Consider the following 20165-nt stretch of genomic DNA (forward strand, 5'->3'; position numbering starts at 1 on the left):
ATTCCAGGGAGCTCATCCATGGCCTCGTTGCCGACCCCTTCCGCAGACAGCCGGAACCGTGCCGCGTCCCTCCGCGAGGCGCTCGCGAGCCGCGTCGTCGTCGCCGACGGAGCCATGGGCACCATGCTCCAGGCCCAGGACCCCACACTCGAGGACTTCCAGAACCTCGAAGGCTGCAACGAGATCCTCAACATCACCCGGCCCGACATCGTCCGCTCGGTGCACAGGGAGTACTTCGAGGCCGGCGTCGACTGCGTCGAGACGAACACCTTCGGCTCCAACCACTCGGCCGCGGGGGAGTACGACATCGCGGACCGGATCTTCGAGCTCTCCGAGGCCGGAGCCCGGATCGCCCGCGAGGTCGCCGACGAGTTCGGTGCCCAGGACGGCCGCCAGCGCTGGGTGCTCGGCTCCATCGGCCCCGGCACCAAGCTGCCCTCGCTCGGCCACATCGCGTACGGCGTCCTGCGGGACGGCTACCAGCAGAACGCCGAGGGCCTCCTCGCCGGCGGCGCGGACGCCCTGATCGTGGAGACGACCCAGGACCTGCTCCAGACCAAGTCGAGCCTGATCGGCGCCCGCCGCGCCATGGACGCCCTGGGCATCGACGTCCCGCTGATCTGTTCGCTCGCCTTCGAGACCACCGGCGTCATGCTGCTCGGCTCCGAGATCGGCGCCGCGCTGACCGCCCTCGAACCGCTCGGCATCGACATGATCGGCCTGAACTGCTCGACCGGCCCGGCCGAGATGACCGAGCACCTGCGCTACCTCGCCCGCCACTCGCGGACGCCCCTCATGTGCATGCCCAACGCCGGCCTGCCCGTACTCACCAAGGACGGCGCGTACTTCCCCCTGACGCCGCCCGAGATGGCCGACGCGCAGGAGAACTTCGTCCGCGACTACGGCCTGTCCCTGGTCGGCGGCTGCTGCGGCTCGACGCCCGAGCACCTGCGCCAGGTCGTCGAGCGGGTCCACGGCCTCACGCCCCCCGAGCGCACCCCTCACCCCGAGCCCGGTGCCGCCTCCCTCTACCAGACCGTGCCGTTCCGGCAGGACACCGCCTACATGGCGATCGGGGAGCGGACGAACGCCAACGGTTCGAAGAAGTTCCGCGAGGCGATGCTGGAGGCGCGCTGGGACGACTGCGTCGAGATGGCCCGTGACCAGATCCGCGAGGGCGCGCACATGCTCGACCTGTGTGTCGACTATGTGGGGCGTGACGGTGTCGCGGACATGGAAGAGCTCGCCGGCCGCTTCGCGACGGCCTCCACCCTCCCGATCGTGCTCGACTCCACGGAGGTGGAGGTGCTGCGGGCGGGTCTGGAGAAGCTCGGCGGCCGGGCCGTCATCAACTCGGTCAACTACGAGGACGGCGACGGCCCCGAGTCCCGTTTCGCGAAGGTCACCCGCCTGGCGCAGGAGCACGGTGCGGCGCTCATCGCGCTGACCATCGACGAGGAGGGCCAGGCGCGGACCGCCGAGCACAAGGTGGCGATCGCCGAGCGGCTCATCGACGACCTGACCGGCAACTGGGGCATCCACGAGTCCGACATCCTCATCGACACGCTGACCTTCACGATCTGCACCGGTCAGGAGGAGTCGCGCAAGGACGGCATCGCCACGATCGAGGCGATCCGTGAGCTGAAGCGCCGCCGCCCGGACGTGCAGACCACCCTGGGGCTCTCCAACATCTCCTTCGGTCTGAACCCGGCCGCCCGGATCCTGCTCAACTCCGTCTTCCTCGACGAGTGCGTGAAGGCCGGACTGGACTCGGCGATCGTCCACGCCTCGAAGATCCTGCCGATCGCCCGCTTCGACGACGAGCAGGTCACCACCGCCCTCGATCTGATCTACGACCGGCGCGCGGAGGGCTATGACCCGCTGCAGAAGCTGATGGCTCTCTTCGAGGGCGTCAACACCAAGTCGATGAAGGCCGGCAAGACCGAGGAACTCCTCGCGCTGCCGCTGGACGAGCGGCTGAAGCGCCGGATCGTCGACGGCGAGAAGAACGGTCTGGAGGCCGACCTCGACGAGGCGCTGGGCGAACGCCCCGCCCTGGAGATCGTCAACGAGATCCTCCTCGACGGCATGAAGACCGTGGGTGAGCTGTTCGGCTCGGGCCAGATGCAGCTGCCGTTCGTGCTCCAGTCCGCCGAGGTCATGAAGACGGCCGTGGCGTACCTCGAACCGCACATGGAGAAGTCGGACGCGGAGGGCAAGGGCACGATCGTCCTGGCCACCGTCCGCGGCGACGTCCACGACATCGGCAAGAACCTCGTCGACATCATCCTGTCCAACAACGGCTACAACGTCGTCAACATCGGCATCAAGCAGCCCGTCTCCGCGATCCTGGAAGCCGCCGAGGAACACCGGGCCGACGTCATCGGCATGTCGGGCCTCCTCGTGAAGTCCACGGTCATCATGAAGGAGAACCTCCAGGAGCTGAACCAGCGCGAGCTGGCCGCCAAGTACCCCGTGATCCTCGGCGGCGCCGCCCTGACCAGGGCGTACGTCGAGCAGGACCTGTATGAGATCTACCAGGGCGAGGTGCGGTACGCCCGCGACGCCTTCGAGGGCCTGCGGCTCATGGACGCCCTCATCTCCGTCAAGCGCGGCGTCCCCGGGGCCGTCCTCCCCGAGCTCAAGCAGCGCCGGGTCGCCAAGCGCGACGCTCCGGTCGTCCAGGCGGAAGAGCCGGAGGTGCCCGGCGGCCGCTCCGACGTCGCCGTCGACAACCCGGTGCCCACCCCGCCGTTCTGGGGCACCCGCGTCGTCAAGGGCATCCCGCTCAAGGACTACGCCACCTGGCTCGACGAGGGCGCCCTGTTCAAGGGCCAGTGGGGCCTCAAGCAGGCCCGCGCGGGCGGGGCCACGTACGAGGAACTCGTCGAGACCGAGGGCCGGCCGCGCCTGCGGGGCCTCCTCGACAAGCTCCACACCGAGAACCTCCTGGAGGCGGCCGTCGTCCACGGCTACTTCCCCTGCGTGTCCAAGGGCGACGACCTGATCATCCTGGACGAGGCCGGCAACGAAAGGACCCGCTTCACCTTCCCGCGCCAGCGCCGGGGCCGCCGTCTGTGCCTCGCGGACTTCTTCCGCCCGGAGGAGTCCGGCGAGACCGACGTCGTCGGCCTCCAGGTCGTCACGGTCGGCTCCCGGATCGGCGAGGCCACCGCTGAACTCTTCGCCTCCGACTCCTACCGCGACTACCTGGAACTGCACGGCCTCTCCGTCCAGCTCGCCGAGGCCCTCGCCGAGTACTGGCACGCCCGCGTCCGCGCCGAGCTGGGCTTCGCCGGCGAGGACCCCGCGCACGTCCAGGACATGTTCGACCTCAAGTACCGCGGCGCGCGCTTCTCGCTCGGCTACGGCGCCTGCCCCGACCTGGAGGACCGCGCCAAGATCGCGGAGCTGCTCAGGCCGGAACGGATCGGTGTCCACCTGTCGGAGGAGTTCCAGCTCCACCCCGAGCAGTCCACCGACGCCATCGTGATCCATCACCCGGAGGCGAAGTACTTCAACGCCAGGTGACCGGCGAGGGGTAAATCCACGCGTCCGCGATGATCGGGACGTATACTTGTCGGTCCAGTGCAGGCCGGTCGCCCTCCCCGTACCGGGGAGGGAGGCCGGCCTTCTCGTCCCTCCATGGAGGTGTGCCGGATGACCAGTACGGTCCCCGCGTCCCTGATCCGTTCGAACGGAAGCTCCGCTCTGCAGGCGGTGTTCCTCGACATGGACGGGACCCTCGTCGACACGGAGGGCTTCTGGTGGGACGCGGAGGTGGAGGTCTTCGCCGACCTCGGTCACCGGCTGGACGAGGCCTGGCGGGACGTCGTCGTCGGCGGCCCGATGACCCGCAGCGCGGGCTACCTCATCGAGTCGACCGGCGCCGACATCACCCTCGCCGAGCTGACCGTCCTGCTCAACGAGAAGTTCGAGCAGCGCATCGACCGGGGCGTGCCACTCATGCCGGGCGCCGAGCGGCTCCTCGCCGAGCTGGCCCGGCACTCCATCCCGACCGCCCTGGTCTCCGCCTCGCACCGGCGGATCATCGAGCGGGTCCTCGACTCGCTCGGCCGTGACCGCTTCGCCCTCACCGTCGCGGGGGACGAGGTCACCAGGACCAAGCCGCACCCCGAGCCGTATCTGACGGCCGCCCACGGCGTCGGGGCGGACCCCTCGCTCTGTGCCGTCGTCGAGGACACGGCGACCGGTGTCGCGGCCGCGGAGGCGGCGGGCTGCCGGGTGGTCGCGGTGCCCTCCGTCGCGCCGATCGCGCCCTCTCCCGGCCGGGTCGTCGTACGGTCCCTCGAAGAGGTCGACGTGCCCTTTCTCCGCACGCTGATCACCAGAATCTGAGCTTGCCCTGAGCTTTCCGCGGGCCATGCCGGCGGAATGCCCTTTCGGCCGCGAAAACGATCAGGCCATTCACCGAAAGAGCCGCCGCGTGACCTTGGTCACCCAGCGTGCCTGCCGGTGGGTGGCCTTCGTCGTACCGGCGTCCGAAAAGATGCTGTTTCGGCGTCCCCATGTGTCCCGATTAGCTCGTTGCCGTCCGCATCATCCGCCGCATGACTATCGAGCGCCGCGCATTCATGATCACTGTGCGATTACCCCCACGCGGATCCGTGGTCCGGCAATAGGTGCGCCGCCCACTAATCTTTCGCGAGTACTTCGCCGCATATCCGCGTGCACCGGCGCACACCCAAGTCGCCGTGAACACAGGACCGATCGCAACACCCGGCCCGATCGCTCCCGCCCCGACCGGGCGGCCGGCGGCGGAGTTCCACTGACCGCTGTATCCCAGTGCCGGATGAGGAGATCGTCCCTGATGAACCGCAAGACCCTGGTGCTGCCGGCCGTGGCCGGACTGCTCGCCCCTCTGCTCGCCGCCTGCGGCGGCGCCGAGGACGGCGCAGCGATCGTCGTCGGCACCACGGACCAGTTCATCGCCACGGCGGACGCCCCCGCCCCGCTCGACCCGGCCTTCGCCTACGACACCGGCGCCTGGAACATCCTGCGGCAGACCGTCCAGACCCTGATGCACGTGCCCCGCGGCGGCGGCGAGCCCGTCCCCGAGGCCGCCCAGAGCTGCGGATTCTCCGACAAGGCCAGCGAGAGCTACCGCTGCAAGCTCCGCCCCGGCCTCACCTTCGCGGACGGCACCCCGATCACCGCCGAGGACGTCAAGTACTCCGTCGACCGCGTCCTGAAGATCAAGTCGGACAACGGCACGGCCGCCCTCCTCTCGAACATCGACACCGTCGAGACCAAGGGCACCGACGAGGTCGTCTTCCACCTGAAGACCCCCGACGCCACCTTCCCGTACAAGCTCTCCACCCCGGTCGCCGGCATCCTCAGCAAGGACAAGTACGCCGCCGACAAGCTCCGCGACGGCTTCGACGTCGACGGCTCCGGCCCGTACACCATGAAGGTCGAGCGCGCGGGCGAGCAGGCCACCCGCTTCGTCTTCACCAAGAACCCGGCCTACAAGGGCGACATCACCCTGCGCAACGACAAGGTCGAACTGCGGCCGTACAGCGACCCCGACGCCATGGGCCGCGCCCTGGAGAGCGACGACATCGACATGATGGCCCGCTCCCTGTCGCAGCAGCAGGTCAAGGACCTCACCGAGACGCCCAAGGACGGCATCGAGATCATCGAGGTCCCCGGCCTGGAGATCCGTTACCTCGGCTTCAACACCAAGGCTCCCGCCGTCCAGGAGAAGGCCGTACGCCAGGCCATGGCCGCCGTCGTCGACCGGGGCGCCCTCGTCAACCGGGTCTACGGCCCCACCGCCGAGCCGCTGTACTCGCTCATCCCCTCCAGCATCACGGGCCACGCCACCCCCTTCTTCGACGAGTACGGCGAGCCCGACCGCGACCGTGCCGCCAAGCTCCTGAAGGACGCCGGCGTCGAGACCCCGGTCAAGGTCACCCTGAACTACACCACCGACCACTACGGCGCCGAGACCGCCCAGGAGTTCGAGGCGCTGAAGAAGCAGCTCACCGCCACCGAGCTCTTCGACGCCACCGTCCAGGGCACCGAGTGGTCGAAGTTCCGCACGGCCCAGAAGCGCGGCGACTACGCCGTCTACGGCCTCGGCTGGTTCCCCGACTTCCCGGACCCGGACAACTACATCGCGCCCTTCCTGGACAGCGACAACTTCCTCAACACCCCGTATGTGAACAAGGTCGTCCGCGACCAGCTCATCCCGCGCTCGCGCCGCCAGGCCGACCGCACCGCCGCAGGTCCCGTCTTCAACCAGATCCAGAAGATCGTCGCCCGCGACGTGCCCGTCCTGCCGCTCTGGCAGGGCAAGCAGTACGTCGCCGCCCGAGACGACCTCAACGGAGTCGAGTACGCGCTCAACACGTCCTCCGACCTCCTGCTCTGGGAACTGGGCCGAGGCACCGCTTAACCCCGTCGACTGGATCGGTTACACCGGCCGCGCACCCGCGCGCGGCCGGCCTGACAAGAGATCACGAGGCACGTTCTGTGAAGACGCACAACAAGTGGCTGACGGCGCCCCTCGCCGCGGGCCTGGCCGCCGCCCTCCTCAGCGGCTGTGGCACCGAGCAGGGTGGCCCGGGAGACTCCGGCAACGGCGTACGCGTCGGCATGTCCGACGAGATCCTCAACGCCGACCCGGCGGCCGGTTACGACCCCGGCTCCTGGCTGCTGTTCAACAACGTCTTCCAGTCCCTCCTCGCCTTCCCCAAGGGCGGCTCCGAGCCCGAGCCCGACGCCGCCGACAGGTGCGGCTTCTCCGCCGGCAGCACCGTCTACACCTGCACCCTGCGGGACGGCCTCACCTTCTCCAACGGCAACAAGCTCACCTCGAAGGACGTCAAGTACTCCTTCGAGCGAGCCCTCAAGATCGCCGACCCCGCCGGCCCCGCGCCGCTGCTCTCCACCATCGACAAGATCGACACCCCCGACGAGCGGACCGTCGTCTTCCGCCTCAAGGTCCCCGACGCCACCTTCCCCAGCAAGATCGCCTCGGGCGCCGGCTCCATCGTCGACCACCGCGAATACCCGGCCGACGCGCTCCGCACCGACGGCAAGGCCACCGGCTCCGGCCCGTACAAGCTGAACACGCTCAGCGAGTCCGAGGCCACCTTCTCCGCCAACTCCGCCTACCGGGGCACCGCACAGCTCAAGAACGACGCCGTCACCCTCAAGCTCTACCGCGGCGACCGCTCCGCCCTCTCCAAGGCCCTCACCGCCGGAGAGATAGACGTCGCCTACCGAGGTCTCTCCGCCGACGACATCGCCGCCCTCGAGAACTCCGCCACGACCGGCGAACGGGGCATCGAGGTCACCCAGGGCAGCAGCGCCGAGGTCCAGCACCTGGTCTTCAACATGAAGGACCCGGTCGTCGGCAAGCTCGGCGTCCGCCAGGCCATCGCCCACCTCGTCGACCGCGAGGCCCTCGTCGAAGGCGTCTACAAGTCGACGGCCACCCCGCTCTACTCGATCGTCCCGGCCGGCATCGCCGGACACAACACCGCCTTCTACGACACCTACGGCGCCCCCGACAAGGCGAAGGCGAAGAAGGCCCTGCGCGCCGCCGGCATCACCGACAAGGTGAAGCTCACCCTCTGGTCCACCCCCAGCCGCTACGGCCCGGCCACCGACCAGGAGCTCAAGGCCATCGCGGGCCAGCTCAACGCCAGCGGGCTCTTCGACGCCGACGTCAGGTCCATCCCCTACGACCAGTACGAGAAGGACATCGCGGCCGGCAAGTACGGCGTCTACGTCAAGGGCTGGGTCCCCGACTACCCCGACGCCGACAACTTCACCGCTCCCTTCTTCGGCGAGGGCAACGTCCTCGGCAACCACTACGAGAACACCACCATCACCGGCAGCCTCCTCCCGAAGACCGCCGCCGTCCCGGACCGCGCCGCCACCGCCGACGAGTACGGACAGCTCCAGGACCTCGTCGCCGAGCAGCTCCCCCTGCTGCCGCTCTGGCAGGGCAAGCAGTACGCCGTCGCCCGCGACGACGTCACCGGCCTCGAATGGACCCTCGACGCCTCGACCGTCTTCCGCTTCTGGGAGATCCGCAAGGGCTGACCCCCCCCCGCACACGACAGGAGGGCCCGGCGCGCACCGCGCACCGGGCCCTCCCGCCGTCCCCGCTACTGGCCGCCGGCGCCCGGCCGCACCAGACCGCTCTCGTACGCGTACACCGCGGCCTGCACCCGGTCCCGCAGCCCCAGCTTCGTCAGCACATGACCCACATGCGTCTTCACCGTCGTCTCGCTGACGAACAGATCCGCCGCGATCTCCGCGTTCGACAGGCCCCGCGCCACCAGCTTCAGGACCTCGACCTCACGGTCCGTCAGCCGGGTCAGGTTGTCGGGCATCTGCTCCTCGCCCGTCGGGAGATGCGCCGAGTACTTGTCGAGCAGCCGCCGCGTGATCGACGGCGCCAGCATCGCCTCACCGGCCGCCACCACCCGGATCGCCTGCACCAGCTCGTTCGCCGGAGCGTCCTTCAGGAGGAAGCCGCTCGCTCCCGCCCTCAGCGCCTCCACCACGTACTCGTCGAGGTCGAAGGTCGTCAGCACCAGCACCTTCGCCGGACCGTCCCGGCCGGGACCCGTGATCTGCCGGGTCGCCTCCACCCCGTCCATCCGCGGCATCCGGATGTCCATCAGCACCACGTCCGGCTGCAGCGCCCGCACCTGATCCTGTGCCTGGAGGCCGTCCCCGGCCTCACCCACCACCGCGATGTCCTGCTCCGCCTCCAGAATCATCCGGAAGCCGGTGCGCAACAGCGGCTGATCGTCGACCAAGAGGACGCGGATCGTCACAAAGGCTCCTTCACGGGACTGAGCTCACGAGGTGCGCCGGCACTACGGTGCCGACGGGGCCGGGTCCATTCTGCCCTGCCCTGATTCGCCCGACTCCGGCGGGCGCGCGGAAACGATCTTCAGCGGATAGACCGGGGGAGTCCCCCCGAACTCCGGACACACCGCCTGATGATCACACCAGCCGCAGAGCTTCGTCGGACGCGGCCGCCAGTCACCCGACTCCGTCGCAAGCCGGATCGCCTCCCACAGCGCGAGGAGCTTCCGCTCCACCCGCAGCAGGTCCGCCTCCACCGGGTCGTACGTCAGCACCTCCCCGCTCCCGAGATAGACCAGCTGCAGCCGCCGCGGGATCACCTGCCTCAGCCGCCACACCACCAGTGCGTAGAACGTCATCTGGAACAGCGCGCCGTCCCGGTACTCCGGCCGCGGCGCCTTGCCCGTCTTGTAATCGACGATCCGCACCTCACCCGAGGGCGCCACATCGATCCGGTCGATCACCCCCCGCAGCCGCAGCCCCGAATCCAGCTCCGTCTCCACGAACAGCTCACGCTCCGCCGGCTCCAGACGCGTCGGATCCTCCAGCGTGAACCACCGCTCGACCAGCCGCTCCGCCTCACCCAGCCAGCCCGCGAGCCGCTCGCCGTCCGGATCCTCCGCGAACAGCTCACCGAGCTCCGGCTTCGACTCCAGGAGCCGGTCCCACTGCCCCGGAACCATCGCCCGCGCCCGCGGAGCCGTCCGCTCCACCGCCGGATCGTCGAAGAGCCGCTCGAGCACCGCGTGCACCAGCGTGCCCCGCGTCGCCGCCGCACTCGGCCGCTCCGGCAGCCGGTCGATCACCCGGAACCGGTACAGCAGCGGACACTGCATGAAATCGCTCGCCCGCGACGGCGACAACGACATGGGCGCCCGGGGCTCCGCCGGCACCTGCTCGCTCGTACTCATGACGAAGACCCTACGACCCGCCACCGACAGCGAGCGGAATACCATCGACCCGGGACCCTGTCGCACTGCATGATCGAACCGTGACACAGCGACGTGGGTCACACCTCGCGACGAAAGGAACCCGTGAACCAGGACGAGCCCAGGCCGCAGCGGACCGAGGAGCCCGGCGGCGGCATCCTCATGGGCCGCCCCTTCGGCGTGCCCGTCTACGTCGCCCCCAGCTGGTTCCTCGTCGCCGCCCTCATCACTTGGGTCTTCGGCGACCAGATCGAACGCGTCCTGCCCGAACTCGGCGCCGCCCGCTACCTCGTCTCCCTCTTCTTCGCCGTCGCCTTCTACGCCTCCGTACTCGTCCACGAACTGGCCCACACCATCGCCGCGCTCCGCTTCAAGCTCCCGGTGCGCCGCATCCAGCTCCAGTTCTTCGGCGGCGTCTCCGAGATCGAGAAGGAGACCGAGACCCCCGGCCGCGAATTCGTCCTCGCCTTCGTCGGCCCCCTCCTCTCCCTCGTCCTCGCCGGCGTGTTCTATCTCTCCCTGTACGCCGTCGAGCCCGGCACCGTCCCCGGCGTCCTCCTCGCCGGCCTGATGATCTCCAACCTGATCGTCGCCGCCTTCAACCTGCTCCCCGGCCTCCCCCTCGACGGCGGCCGCATGCTCCGCGCCGTCATCTGGAAGATCACCGGCAAGCCCATGAGCGGCACCGTCGCCGCCGCCTGGGTCGGCCGCGCCCTCGCCGTCCTCGTCCTCATCGGCCTCCCCCTGCTCACCCGCACCGGCGCCCTCGGCAACTCCACCGACGACATCAGCGGCCTCGACACCGTCACCGACGCCCTGCTCGCCGCCATCCTCGCCGCCATCATCTGGACCGGCGCCGGCAACAGCCTCCGCATGGCCCGACTGCGCGAACACCTCCCCGAGCTCACCGCCCGCAGCCTCACCCGCCGCGCCATCCCCGTCGAGCCCGTCACCCCCCTCTCCGAGGCCCTCCGCCGCGCCAACGAGGCCGGAGCCCGCGCCCTCGTCGTCGTCGACGGCCACGGCGACCCCACCGGCATCGTCCGCGAGGCCGCCATCGCCGCCGTCCCCCAGCACCGCCGCCCCTGGGTCGCCGTCAGCACCCTCGCCCAGGACCTCACCGACGGCATGCGCGTCCCCGCCGAACTCACCGGCCAGCCCCTCCTCGACCACCTCCGCGCCAGCCCCGCCACCGAGTACCTCGTCGTCGAGGACACCGGCGAGATCTACGGCGTCCTCGCCACCACCGACGTGGAACGCGCCTTCGTCAAGGCCATGGCACGACCCGGCTCGTAACCCCGGTATTCTGGTCACATGTCCGAACCGACCGGTGCCGCCCGCCGACGCGGGCCCTTCAAGGTCGGGGACCAGGTTCAGCTGACCGACCCCAAGGGCCGTCACTACACGTTCACGCTCGAAGAGGGAAAGAACTTCCACACCCACAAGGGTTCTTTCCCGCACGACGAACTGATCGGCGCCCCCGAGGGCAGCGTTGTCCGCACCACCGGAAACGTCGCCTACCTCGCGCTGCGCCCCCTGCTCCCCGACTACGTCCTGTCCATGCCCCGCGGCGCCGCCGTGGTCTACCCCAAGGACGCGGGGCAGATCCTGGCCTTCGCCGACATCTTCCCCGGCGCACGCGTCGTGGAGGCCGGGGTGGGCTCCGGATCGCTCAGCAGCTTCCTCCTGCGCGCCATCGGCGACAGCGGCATGCTGCACTCCTACGAGCGCCGCGAAGACTTCGCCGAGATCGCCAAGGGCAACGTCGAGCGCTACTTCGGCGGACCCCACCCCGCCTGGCAGCTCACCGTGGGCGACCTCCAGGACAACCTGTCCGACACCGACGTCGACCGCGTCATCCTGGACATGCTCGCCCCCTGGGAGTGCCTGGAGGCCGTCTCCAAGGCGCTCGTCCCCGGCGGCATCCTCTGCTGCTACGTGGCCACCACCACGCAGCTCGCCCGCACCGTGGAGTCCATCCGCGAGTTCGGCTGCTACGCCGAGCCGCAGCCCTGGGAATCCATGATCCGCAACTGGCACGTCGAGGGTCTCGCCGTCCGCCCCGATCACCGCATGATCGGCCACACCGGCTTCCTCGTCACCGCCCGCCGCCTCGCGGACGGGGTCGAGCCCCCGATGCGCCGCCGCCGCCCCGCCAAGGGCGCCTACGGCGAGGACTACGAAGGCCCCAACAAGGGCTGACGTCACGACATCCCCGGTACGCCGCCGTCCAGTTCCCCGCCCACGGGAGGGAACTCGACGGCGGCGTCCTCATGTTCACCCCACGACAGACGCCGGCCGGCCGGTACGACCCCGCCTGTTCCGTCCCCCTGTGACGTGTGGCACGATGCCCCGAAACCCACCGCACCACCCCCACAGGAGACGTCTCGCGTGCAGCCCTCCGCCGCCCCGGACCTCGCGGAGCTCGCCCACACCCACGCCCGGCCGGCCCACTGGCTCGCCACCGCCACCGCGACCGCCGCGGTCGTCGCCCTCGCGGGCCTGCTCCAGCCCGGCCCCGCCGGAGCCACCGCGGCCCCCGGCACCGCCCCGCGCCCCGCACCCGCCCCCGAGGCCACCGGAGCCGCCTACCCGCTGGACTGCGCGGGAGCACCCCGTACCGTCGCGAAGCGGGCGTCCGGAGACCTCGACGGCGACGGGAACCCCGAGACCGTTGCGGTCGTGCACTGCGAAGCCGGCTCCGGCACCCCGCCGAGCGGCGTCTACGTCCTCACCCGCGACAGGACCACCGGAGCCCCCGCGCGCGTGGTCGCCACCCTCGTCGAACCCGGGCTGCGCAAGAACGTCAGCGAGCTCGACGTACGCGACGGAACGGTCCTGGCCACCCTGCTCGGCTACTCGTCCCCCGACGTCCCCAGCTGCTGCCCCGACGAGAAGGAGCAGGTCAGCTGGCGCTGGCAGAACGGCGCCTTCGTGCGCTCCGGCGAGACAGACGCGCGGCGGGCCTGACCGTCACTCCGCGTCCGGGCCGTACACCTCCACCTTGTCCGCGGCGCGCCGCACATGGATGCAGTCGCCCGGGCACTCCTTCGCCGAGTCCACCACGTCCTGGAGCAGCGTCAGCGGAACCGGCGTCGTCGCCCCGACGTCCTGGAGAAGCTCGTCGTTGGCACTCTTCACATAAGCGAGCCCGTCGATGTCCAGCTCGAAGACCTCGGGAGCGTACTGCGCGCAGATCCCGTCCCCGGTGCACAGGTCCTGGTCGATCCAGACCTCCAGGGCCTCCTCGGTTCCCGCGGACGGGACCTCGTGCTGCACGGTCATATCTCCTGCCGTTCCTGCTTCTCGAATCGCATATCGCGGGTAAGTCGGGCCCCCTCCGAAGGGTGTTGGCCCATGACGACGATACAACCGCCCGCTTTCAAGCCGTGAAGGGTGGGTATTCCCTCTGGCGAGAGGGGAAGCGCAAGGGTGAAGATCGGACACACCTCGGAGTCTTTTTGATCTAGGGGTTTCAATCACCACCCACGCAGGTAGGGTCAGGAAGCGTCCAGCTCCCCTTGGAGGAGGTGAGGACCGTGGCAGCCCACGACGACGACATCAACCGCGGCATCCGGCCGGGGCGAGGGTCTGAGGACCCCGCCGGTCAGGTTGCCTATCTCGAGCAGGAAATCGCCGTCCTGCGCCGCAAGCTCGCCGACTCTCCGCGACACACGAGGATTCTCGAAGAGCGGATCGTCGAGCTGCAGACCAACCTGGCCGGCGTGTCCGCGCAGAACGAACGACTCGCGAACACGCTCCGTGAGGCCCGCGACCAGATCGTGGCCCTCAAGGAGGAGGTCGACCGGCTCGCGCAGCCGCCGGCCGGCTTCGGTGTCTTCCTGCAGGCCAACGAGGACGGCACATGCGACATCTTCACCGGGGGCCGCAAGCTCCGGGTGAACGTCAGCCCGAGCATCGAGCTCGCCGAGCTCAAGCGCGGCCAGGAAGTCATGCTCAACGAAGCGCTCAACGTGGTCGAGGCCATGGAGTTCGAGCGCGCCGGGGACATCGTCACCCTCAAGGAGATCCTCGAGGACGGCGAGCGCGCCCTGGTGGTCGGGCACACCGACGAGGAACGGGTGGTGAGGCTCGCCGAGCCTCTGCTGGACGTCACCATCCGCGCCGGTGACGCCCTGCTGCTCGACTCCAGGTCCGGCTACGTCTACGAGGTGGTCCCCAAGAGCGAGGTCGAGGAACTCGTCCTCGAAGAGGTCCCGGACGTCGACTACGACAAGATCGGCGGTCTGGGCGGCCAGATCGAGATGATCCGCGACGCGGTCGAGCTCCCCTACCTCTACCCGGACCTCTTCAAGGAGCACGAACTGCGGCCGCCCAAGGGCATCCTGCTCTACGGCCCGCCCGGCTGCGGAAAGACGCTGATCGCGAAGGCCGTGGCCAACTCCCTGGCCAAGAAGGTCGCCGAGGTGACCGGACAGCCCGCGGGGAAGTCCTACTTCCTCAACATCAAGGGCCCCGAGCTCCTCAACAAGTACGTCGGAGAGACCGAGCGGCACATCCGCCTCGTCTTCCAGCGCGCCCGGGAGAAGGCCAGCGAGGGCACCCCCGTCATCGTCTTCTTCGACGAGATGGAATCCCTCTTCCGCACCCGCGGCTCCGGTGTCAGCTCGGACGTGGAGAACACCATCGTCCCGCAGCTGCTCGCCGAGATCGACGGTGTGGAGGGCCTGGAGAACGTCATCGTCATCGGCGCCTCCAACCGCGAGGACATGATCGACCCCGCGATCCTGCGGCCCGGCCGGCTCGACGTCAAGATCAAGATCGAGCGTCCGGACGCGGAGGCCGCGAAGGACATCTTCGCGAAGTACCTCACGGCCACCCTGCCGCTGCACGCGGACGACCTCTCCGAGCACAGCGGCTCCAAGGCCGCCGCCGCCCACGCCATGATCCAGTCCGTCGTCGAGCAGATGTACGCCGAATCCGAGGAGAACCGCTTCCTCGAAGTCACGTACGCCAACGGCGACAAGGAAGTCCTCTACTTCAAGGACTTCAACTCCGGCGCGATGATCCAGAACATCGTCGACCGGGCCAAGAAGATGGCCATCAAGGCCTTCCTCGACCACAACCAGAAGGGCATCCGCGTCTCCCACCTCCTCCAGGCCTGCGTGGACGAGTTCAAGGAGAACGAGGACCTGCCCAACACCACCAACCCCGACGACTGGGCCCGGATCTCCGGAAAGAAGGGCGAGCGGATCGTGTTCATCCGCACCCTCGTCACCGGAAAGCAGGGCGCGGACACCGGACGCTCCATCGACACGGTGGCCAATACCGGTCAGTACCTGTAAAACGCCCACCGGCTGCGGATGTCCGGAAACCCGGCATCCGCAGCCGACGCATTCCATCCAGCATTTCCCCCGGCATCACAGGGAAAAACGCAACTGATCTCCCCACAAGCGCGGAGCCGCTCTAGGCTCATCGGTACCGCCGAGTCGCGCACAGTGAGCGCCGCCGGGCAAGGAGGGCCGCATGACCGTACGGCGAGTAATGGGCATCGAGACGGAGTACGGGATCTCCGTCCCAGGGCATCCGAACGCCAATGCCATGCTCACCTCGTCCCAGATCGTCAACGCCTACGCGGCGGCGATGCACCGGGCGCGCCGCGCCCGCTGGGACTTCGAGGAGGAGAATCCGCTGCGGGACGCCCGCGGCTTCGACCTCGCCCGCGAGGCCGCCGACTCCAGCCAGCTCACCGACGAGGACATCGGCCTCGCCAACGTCATCCTCACCAACGGGGCACGTCTCTACGTGGACCACGCCCACCCCGAGTACAGCTCGCCCGAGGTCACCAACCCGCTCGACGCCGTCCTCTGGGACAAGGCCGGCGAACGGATCATGGCCGAGGCCGCCGAGCGCGCCGCCCAGCTCCCCGGGGCCCAGCCCATCCATCTCTACAAGAACAACACCGACAACAAGGGCGCCTCCTACGGCACGCACGAGAACTACCTGATGAAGCGGGAGACCCCCTTCTCGGACATCGTGCGCCACCTCACGCCCTTCTTCGTCTCCCGCCAGGTCGTCACCGGCGCGGGACGGGTCGGCATCGGCCAGGACGGCCGGGAGGACGGCTTCCAGATCAGCCAGCGCGCCGACTACTTCGAGGTCGAGGTGGGCCTGGAGACCACCCTCAAGCGCCCCATCATCAACACCCGGGACGAGCCGCACGCCGACGCCGAGCGCTGGCGCCGGCTGCATGTGATCATCGGCGACGCGAACCTCTCGGAGATCTCGACCTACCTCAAGCTGGGCACCACCGCGCTGGTCCTGTCGATGATCGAGGACGGCTTCATCACCGTCGACCTCGCCGTCGACCAGCCCGTGCGCACCCTCCACCACGTCTCCCACGACCCGGACCTCCAGTACCTGGTCACGCTCCGCAGCGGCCGGACACTCACCGCCGTGCAGCTGCAGATGGAGTACTTCGAGCTGGCCAGGAAGTACGTGGAGGAGCGGTACGGGGCGGACGCCGACGAGCAGACCAAGGACGTCCTGATCCGCTGGGAGGACACCCTCAACCGGCTCGAGAACAACCCCATGAGCCTGGCCGGCGAGCTCGACTGGATCGCCAAGCGGGAGCTCATGGAGGGCTACCGGCGCCGGGACAACCTGGAGTGGGACGCCGCCCGCCTGCACCTGGTGGACCTCCAGTACGCGGACGTACGCCCCGAGAAGGGCCTCTACAACCGTCTGGCGGCCCGCGGGCGCATGAAGCGGCTCCTGGACGAGTCCGACGTGGAGCGGGCCGAGACGGCGCCTCCCGAGGACACCAGGGCCTACTTCCGGGGCCGGTGCCTCGAGCAGTACGCCGACGACGTCGCCGCGGCCTCCTGGGACTCGGTGATCTTCGACCTGCCCGGCCGTGACTCGCTCCAGCGCGTTCCCACCCTGGAGCCGCTGCGCGGCACCAAGGCGCATGTGAAGTCGCTCCTCGACCGCTGCCGGACGGCCGAGGAACTGGTCCGGGTACTCTCCGGCGGCTGATCGGAGGCCCGGCACGGGCCTGAAATACCCCGGCACTGGGAATCATGGAAACAGTGCCCGGGCGTTGTGGAAACCACGGGGCCGAAGTCAGACCCGACGTATAGGGTCTGATCTTGTACGGACTCAACCGAGCGGGCCGATTCGAGCGGGGTGAGGGATATGGCGACCAAGGACACCGGCGGCGGACAGCAGAAGGCGACGCGTTCCACGGAGGAGGTCGAGGAGACCACCACGGAGGCGAACTCCGACCTCCAGGAGCGCCAGGAGAAGCTGAGCGAGGACGTGGACTCCGTCCTGGACGAGATCGACGACGTACTCGAGGAGAACGCCGAGGACTTCGTGCGGTCGTTTGTGCAGAAGGGCGGCGAGTAGCCGCCTCACGCGCCTGTCGTCCTCCGTCCCCGGAGCCCCGGAGAAAGCCGTGGGTCCGGGGACGGATGACAAGCGGTGGCACGGGTAAGGTCCGTGCACAGCAACCAAGATCGGCCCGCGCGTCCCACGGCTGGCCGACTCTCCCACCCGGAAGGAATCGCGTGGAAGCCAACCCTCGTAGCACCGGGCGTCTGCCGGCGGCCTTCCTGACGCCGGGGTCGTCCTCGTTCTTCGACTTCCTGGCCAGCCACTCGCCGGAGATGCTCCCGGGCAACCGGACGCTCCCCGAGGGCATCGTCCAGGCGCCGCACGGGACGACCATCGTGGCGGCCACGTTCCCCGGCGGGGTCGTCCTCGCCGGTGACCGGCGGGCCACCATGGGGAACATGATCGCGCAGCGCGACATCGAGAAGGTCTTCCCGGCCGACGAGTACTCGGCCGTCGGCATCGCCGGCACCGCCGGTCTCGCCGTGGAGATGGTGAAGCTGTTCCAGCTGGAGCTGGAGCACTTCGAGAAGGTGGAGGGCGTCACGCTCTCCCTGGAGGGCAAGGCGAACCGTCTCTCCACCATGATCCGCGGCAACCTCGGCATGGCCATGCAGGGACTCGCCGTCGTGCCCCTCTTCGCCGGCTGGGACGAGGCCAAGGAGAAGGGCCGGATCTTCTCCTACGACGTGACCGGCGGCCGCTCCGAGGAGCACGGGTACGCCGCCACCGGCTCCGGTTCGATCTTCGCGCGCGGCTCCATGAAGAAGCTCTACCGCGCCGACCTGACCGAGCAGGAGGCCACCACCCTGGTCGTCCAGGCGCTCTACGACGCGGCGGACGACGACTCGGCGACCGGCGGTCCCGACATGGCGCGCCGGATCTTCCCGATCGTCTCGGTCATCACGGACGAGGGCTACCGCAGGCTCACCGAGCCCGAGTCCTCCGGGCTCGCCCGGTCGGTCACCGAGCGGCGCCTGGAGCAGCCCGACGGGCCGCGCGCCGCCCTGCTCTGACCACTCGTCGCCCTGTAGAAGCCCAGAAGAAAGGGACGGACCGCCGGTGTCCACTCCGTTCTACGTCTCACCCCAGCAGGCCATGGCCGACCGGGCGGAGTACGCCCGCAAGGGCATCGCCCGAGGCCGCAGCCTGGTCGTCCTCCAGTACACCGACGGCATCGTCTTCGTCGGTGAGAACCCGTCCCGCGCCCTGCACAAGTTCAGCGAGATCTACGACCGGATCGGCTTCGCCGCGGCCGGCAAGTACAACGAGTACGAGAACCTCCGCATCGGCGGAGTGCGCTACGCCGACCTGCGGGGCTACACCTACGACCGGGACGACGTCACCGCGCGCGGCCTGGCCAACGTCTACGCCCAGACGCTGGGCACGATCTTCTCGAGCGCGGGGGAGAAGCCGTACGAGGTGGAGCTGGTCGTCGCCGAGGTCGGCGACGACGCCTCGGGCGACCAGATCTACCGGCTGCCGCACGACGGTTCGATCGTGGACGAGCACGGCTCGGTCGCGGTCGGCGGCAACGCGGAGCAGATCGGCTCCTTCCTGGACCAGCGGCACCGGGACGGCATGTCCCTGGCCGAGGCCCTGAAGCTGGCCGTGCAGGCCCTCTCGCGGGACACCAACGGCAGCGAGCGGGAGATCCCCGCCGAGCGACTCGAGGTGGCGGTCCTGGACCGTACGCGTCCGCAGCAGCGGAAGTTCAAGCGGATCGTCGGCCGCCAGCTGTCCCGCCTCCTGCAGGCGGACAACGCGGCGGTGACGAAGACGGACGAGCCTTCGGACGAGGCTCCCGAGGAGTAGGCGCTTTTATCGAAGGGGCCCCGGCGCGCGTGAGCGGACCGGGGCCCCTTCGGTCTGTCCGCCCTCGGGCGGAGACGGCCTCTCAGGCGGCCGGTGCGGGGCCCGAGGAGCCCCGTGGGATCAGTTCCACGGGCAGGGAGTGCGGCCGGGGCGGTGCGCCGGCGAGGACGGCGAGGAGCGCCTCCATGCCGCGTCGGCCGAACTCCTCGGCGGGCAGTCGCACGGTGGTGAGCTCCGGTTCGACCACCGTCGCCAGAGCCATGTCGTCGAAGCCGGTGACCGACAGGTCCTCGGGGACGCGCAGCCCGAGCCGACGCGCGGCCTTGCAGACGCCGACGGCGAGGATGTCGTCGTCGCAGATCACCGCCGTGGGCCGGGGCCCGGCCGCGGCGAGGGCACGGCCGGCCGCCTCCCAGGCGTCCGCGACGTTCAGCGGTGACCGCACGGTGCGGACGTCCGTCCCGCTCAGCGCGTGGGCGAGGGTCGCGGCCCGTACGTCGAAGGTCCAGGACGGGGCGGCGGACGCCAGGTGCAGGAAGCGGCGGTGGCCGAGGCCGAGCAGGTGGTCGGTGACGCGGCGCATCCCGTCGGCGACGTCGAGGTTCACATGGGCGGCGGCGCCCGGGTCGGCCGGGTCGCTGTCGAGCATGACGAGCGGGAGGTCGGTGCCGCGGAAGGCCTCCAGGGCCCGGGTGGCCATCGAGGAGGCGATCACGCCGTCGAGGGCCGCCTGCGCCGAGGCGAAGGGGTCACGGGCGGGGCCGAGGCCGTCGGGGGAGGGGTAGAGGACGACGCCGAAGCCGTGTGCGGCCGCCGCGGTGGCGGCGCCGGTGTAGACGTGTGCGAAGAACTCGTTGGTGAGGGCCGGGACGACGAGGAGGGCGGTCCTGGTGCGGCCGAGCCGGAGGTTGCGGGCGGCGAGGTTGGGCCGGTAGCCGAGGCTCCGGGCGGCCTCCCGTACGGCGCCGGCGGTGCGTTCCGACACACGGCCGCGCCATTTGTCGCCGAGCACGAGGGAGACGGTGGCCTGCGAGACGCCCGCGACCCGGGCGACGTCCCGGCTGGTGGGGCGGGCGCCGCCGTGCGGTTCCGGGGTCTGCACTCACGCCTCCGCGTCGGACGGTTCGGGGTCACGGGCGGGGCCCGGGCCGGTCGCGGGGTGGACCCGCGTACAGGCGACATGGTACGTATGACCACGGAAGTTATACG

Annotated in this window: 16 protein-coding genes; 12 read left to right on the top strand and 4 right to left on the bottom strand. The window is 69.7% G+C overall.

All coding sequences use genetic code 11. The features are described from left to right. Window positions 1-18 precede the first annotated feature (18 nt). The 4 genes from metH (at window position 19) to ACFVYX_RS18925 (ending at window position 8079) form a co-directional block, all read left to right on the top strand. Window positions 19-3531, top strand: a complete 3513-nt coding sequence (gene metH / locus ACFVYX_RS18910) for a methionine synthase (protein WP_389682512.1) — start codon at window positions 19-21, stop codon at window positions 3529-3531. Between the two features lie 129 nt (window positions 3532-3660). After that, window positions 3661-4359: an HAD family hydrolase gene (locus ACFVYX_RS18915; RefSeq protein ID WP_389682513.1), complete on the top strand. Its 699-nt coding sequence runs from the start codon at window positions 3661-3663 to the stop codon at window positions 4357-4359. Between the two features lie 472 nt (window positions 4360-4831). After that, the gene (locus ACFVYX_RS18920) at window positions 4832-6421 is read left to right on the top strand and encodes an ABC transporter substrate-binding protein (RefSeq protein WP_389682514.1); all 1590 of its coding nucleotides are present in this window, start codon (window positions 4832-4834) and stop codon (window positions 6419-6421) included. Between the two features lie 77 nt (window positions 6422-6498). Beyond that, window positions 6499-8079 (top strand): ABC transporter substrate-binding protein, encoded by a 1581-nt coding sequence (locus ACFVYX_RS18925; protein ID WP_389682515.1) that lies wholly within the window; start codon window positions 6499-6501, stop codon window positions 8077-8079. Between the two features lie 65 nt (window positions 8080-8144). On the opposite strand, the gene ACFVYX_RS18930 is transcribed toward ACFVYX_RS18925, so the two are convergent. Together ACFVYX_RS18930 and ACFVYX_RS18935 are read right to left on the bottom strand one after the other, a co-directional pair. Beyond that, window positions 8145-8822 (bottom strand): response regulator, encoded by a 678-nt coding sequence (locus ACFVYX_RS18930; RefSeq protein ID WP_389682516.1) that lies wholly within the window; start codon window positions 8820-8822, stop codon window positions 8145-8147. A gap of 42 nt (window positions 8823-8864) precedes the next feature. Continuing rightward, entirely contained in the window at window positions 8865-9767 is a 903-nt protein-coding gene (locus ACFVYX_RS18935) for a RecB family exonuclease (protein WP_389682517.1), read from the bottom strand. Window positions 9768-9947: 180 nt separating this feature from the next. On the opposite strand from ACFVYX_RS18935, the gene ACFVYX_RS18940 reads away from it, so the two are divergent. The 3 genes from ACFVYX_RS18940 (at window position 9948) to ACFVYX_RS18950 (ending at window position 12755) form a co-directional block, all read left to right on the top strand. Further along, a complete protein-coding gene (locus ACFVYX_RS18940) occupies window positions 9948-11081 on the top strand; it encodes a site-2 protease family protein (protein ID WP_389682605.1) in 1134 nt (377 codons plus the stop codon). An 18-nt stretch (window positions 11082-11099) separates the two neighbouring features. Continuing rightward, window positions 11100-11987: a tRNA (adenine-N1)-methyltransferase gene (locus ACFVYX_RS18945; RefSeq protein ID WP_015032448.1), complete on the top strand. Its 888-nt coding sequence runs from the start codon at window positions 11100-11102 to the stop codon at window positions 11985-11987. 189 nt (window positions 11988-12176) lie between these two features. Further along, complete coding sequence (locus tag ACFVYX_RS18950; RefSeq protein ID WP_389682518.1) at window positions 12177-12755, top strand: hypothetical protein; 579 nt, start codon at window positions 12177-12179, stop codon at window positions 12753-12755. A gap of 3 nt (window positions 12756-12758) precedes the next feature. Here ACFVYX_RS18950 and ACFVYX_RS18955 read toward each other — a convergent pair whose 3' ends face one another. Further along, a complete protein-coding gene (locus ACFVYX_RS18955) occupies window positions 12759-13070 on the bottom strand; it encodes a ferredoxin (RefSeq protein WP_389682519.1) in 312 nt (103 codons plus the stop codon). A 254-nt stretch (window positions 13071-13324) separates the two neighbouring features. Between ACFVYX_RS18955 and arc the strand changes: the two genes are divergently transcribed. From arc to prcA, 5 genes are all read left to right on the top strand, one after another. Beyond that, window positions 13325-15091 (top strand): proteasome ATPase, encoded by a 1767-nt coding sequence (gene arc / locus ACFVYX_RS18960; RefSeq protein ID WP_389682520.1) that lies wholly within the window; start codon window positions 13325-13327, stop codon window positions 15089-15091. 181 nt (window positions 15092-15272) lie between these two features. Further along, the gene (gene dop, locus ACFVYX_RS18965) at window positions 15273-16784 is read left to right on the top strand and encodes a depupylase/deamidase Dop (protein WP_389682521.1); all 1512 of its coding nucleotides are present in this window, start codon (window positions 15273-15275) and stop codon (window positions 16782-16784) included. A gap of 159 nt (window positions 16785-16943) precedes the next feature. Then, on the top strand, window positions 16944-17156 hold the full coding sequence (locus tag ACFVYX_RS18970) for a ubiquitin-like protein Pup (RefSeq protein WP_073818441.1): 213 nt from the start codon (window positions 16944-16946) through the stop codon (window positions 17154-17156). Window positions 17157-17317: 161 nt separating this feature from the next. Further along, window positions 17318-18157: a proteasome subunit beta gene (gene prcB / locus ACFVYX_RS18975; protein WP_389682522.1), complete on the top strand. Its 840-nt coding sequence runs from the start codon at window positions 17318-17320 to the stop codon at window positions 18155-18157. 46 nt (window positions 18158-18203) lie between these two features. Next, window positions 18204-18956 carry a proteasome subunit alpha gene (prcA, locus tag ACFVYX_RS18980; protein WP_389682523.1) on the top strand — a complete coding sequence of 251 codons (753 nt, stop codon included), beginning with the start codon at window positions 18204-18206 and terminating at the stop codon, window positions 18954-18956. 82 nt (window positions 18957-19038) lie between these two features. On the opposite strand, the gene ACFVYX_RS18985 is transcribed toward prcA, so the two are convergent. Beyond that, window positions 19039-20058, bottom strand: coding sequence for a LacI family DNA-binding transcriptional regulator (locus ACFVYX_RS18985; RefSeq protein ID WP_389682524.1), 1020 nt, complete (start codon window positions 20056-20058; stop codon window positions 19039-19041). Between the last annotated feature and the right edge of the window lie 107 nt (window positions 20059-20165).

Source organism: Streptomyces sp. NPDC058326 (assembly GCF_042879855.1).
In the GTDB taxonomy this organism is placed as follows: domain Bacteria; phylum Actinomycetota; class Actinomycetes; order Streptomycetales; family Streptomycetaceae; genus Streptomyces.

Bases quoted from the DNA above. Each gene is read 5' to 3' on its own strand.
- ACFVYX_RS18935 (WP_389682517.1), bottom strand. From the start codon at position 9,767: ATGAGTACGAGCGAGCAGGTGCCGGCGGAGCCCCGGGCGCCCATGTCG.
- ACFVYX_RS18940 (WP_389682605.1), top strand. From the start codon at position 9,948: ATGGGCCGCCCCTTCGGCGTGCCCGTCTACGTCGCCCCCAGCTGGTTC.
- ACFVYX_RS18920 (WP_389682514.1), top strand. From the start codon at position 4,832: ATGAACCGCAAGACCCTGGTGCTGCCGGCCGTGGCCGGACTGCTCGCC.
- ACFVYX_RS18915 (WP_389682513.1), top strand. From the start codon at position 3,661: ATGACCAGTACGGTCCCCGCGTCCCTGATCCGTTCGAACGGAAGCTCC.
- metH (WP_389682512.1), top strand. From the start codon at position 19: ATGGCCTCGTTGCCGACCCCTTCCGCAGACAGCCGGAACCGTGCCGCG.
- ACFVYX_RS18945 (WP_015032448.1), top strand. From the start codon at position 11,100: ATGTCCGAACCGACCGGTGCCGCCCGCCGACGCGGGCCCTTCAAGGTC.
- dop (WP_389682521.1), top strand. From the start codon at position 15,273: ATGACCGTACGGCGAGTAATGGGCATCGAGACGGAGTACGGGATCTCC.
- ACFVYX_RS18970 (WP_073818441.1), top strand. From the start codon at position 16,944: ATGGCGACCAAGGACACCGGCGGCGGACAGCAGAAGGCGACGCGTTCC.
- ACFVYX_RS18955 (WP_389682519.1), bottom strand. From the start codon at position 13,070: ATGACCGTGCAGCACGAGGTCCCGTCCGCGGGAACCGAGGAGGCCCTG.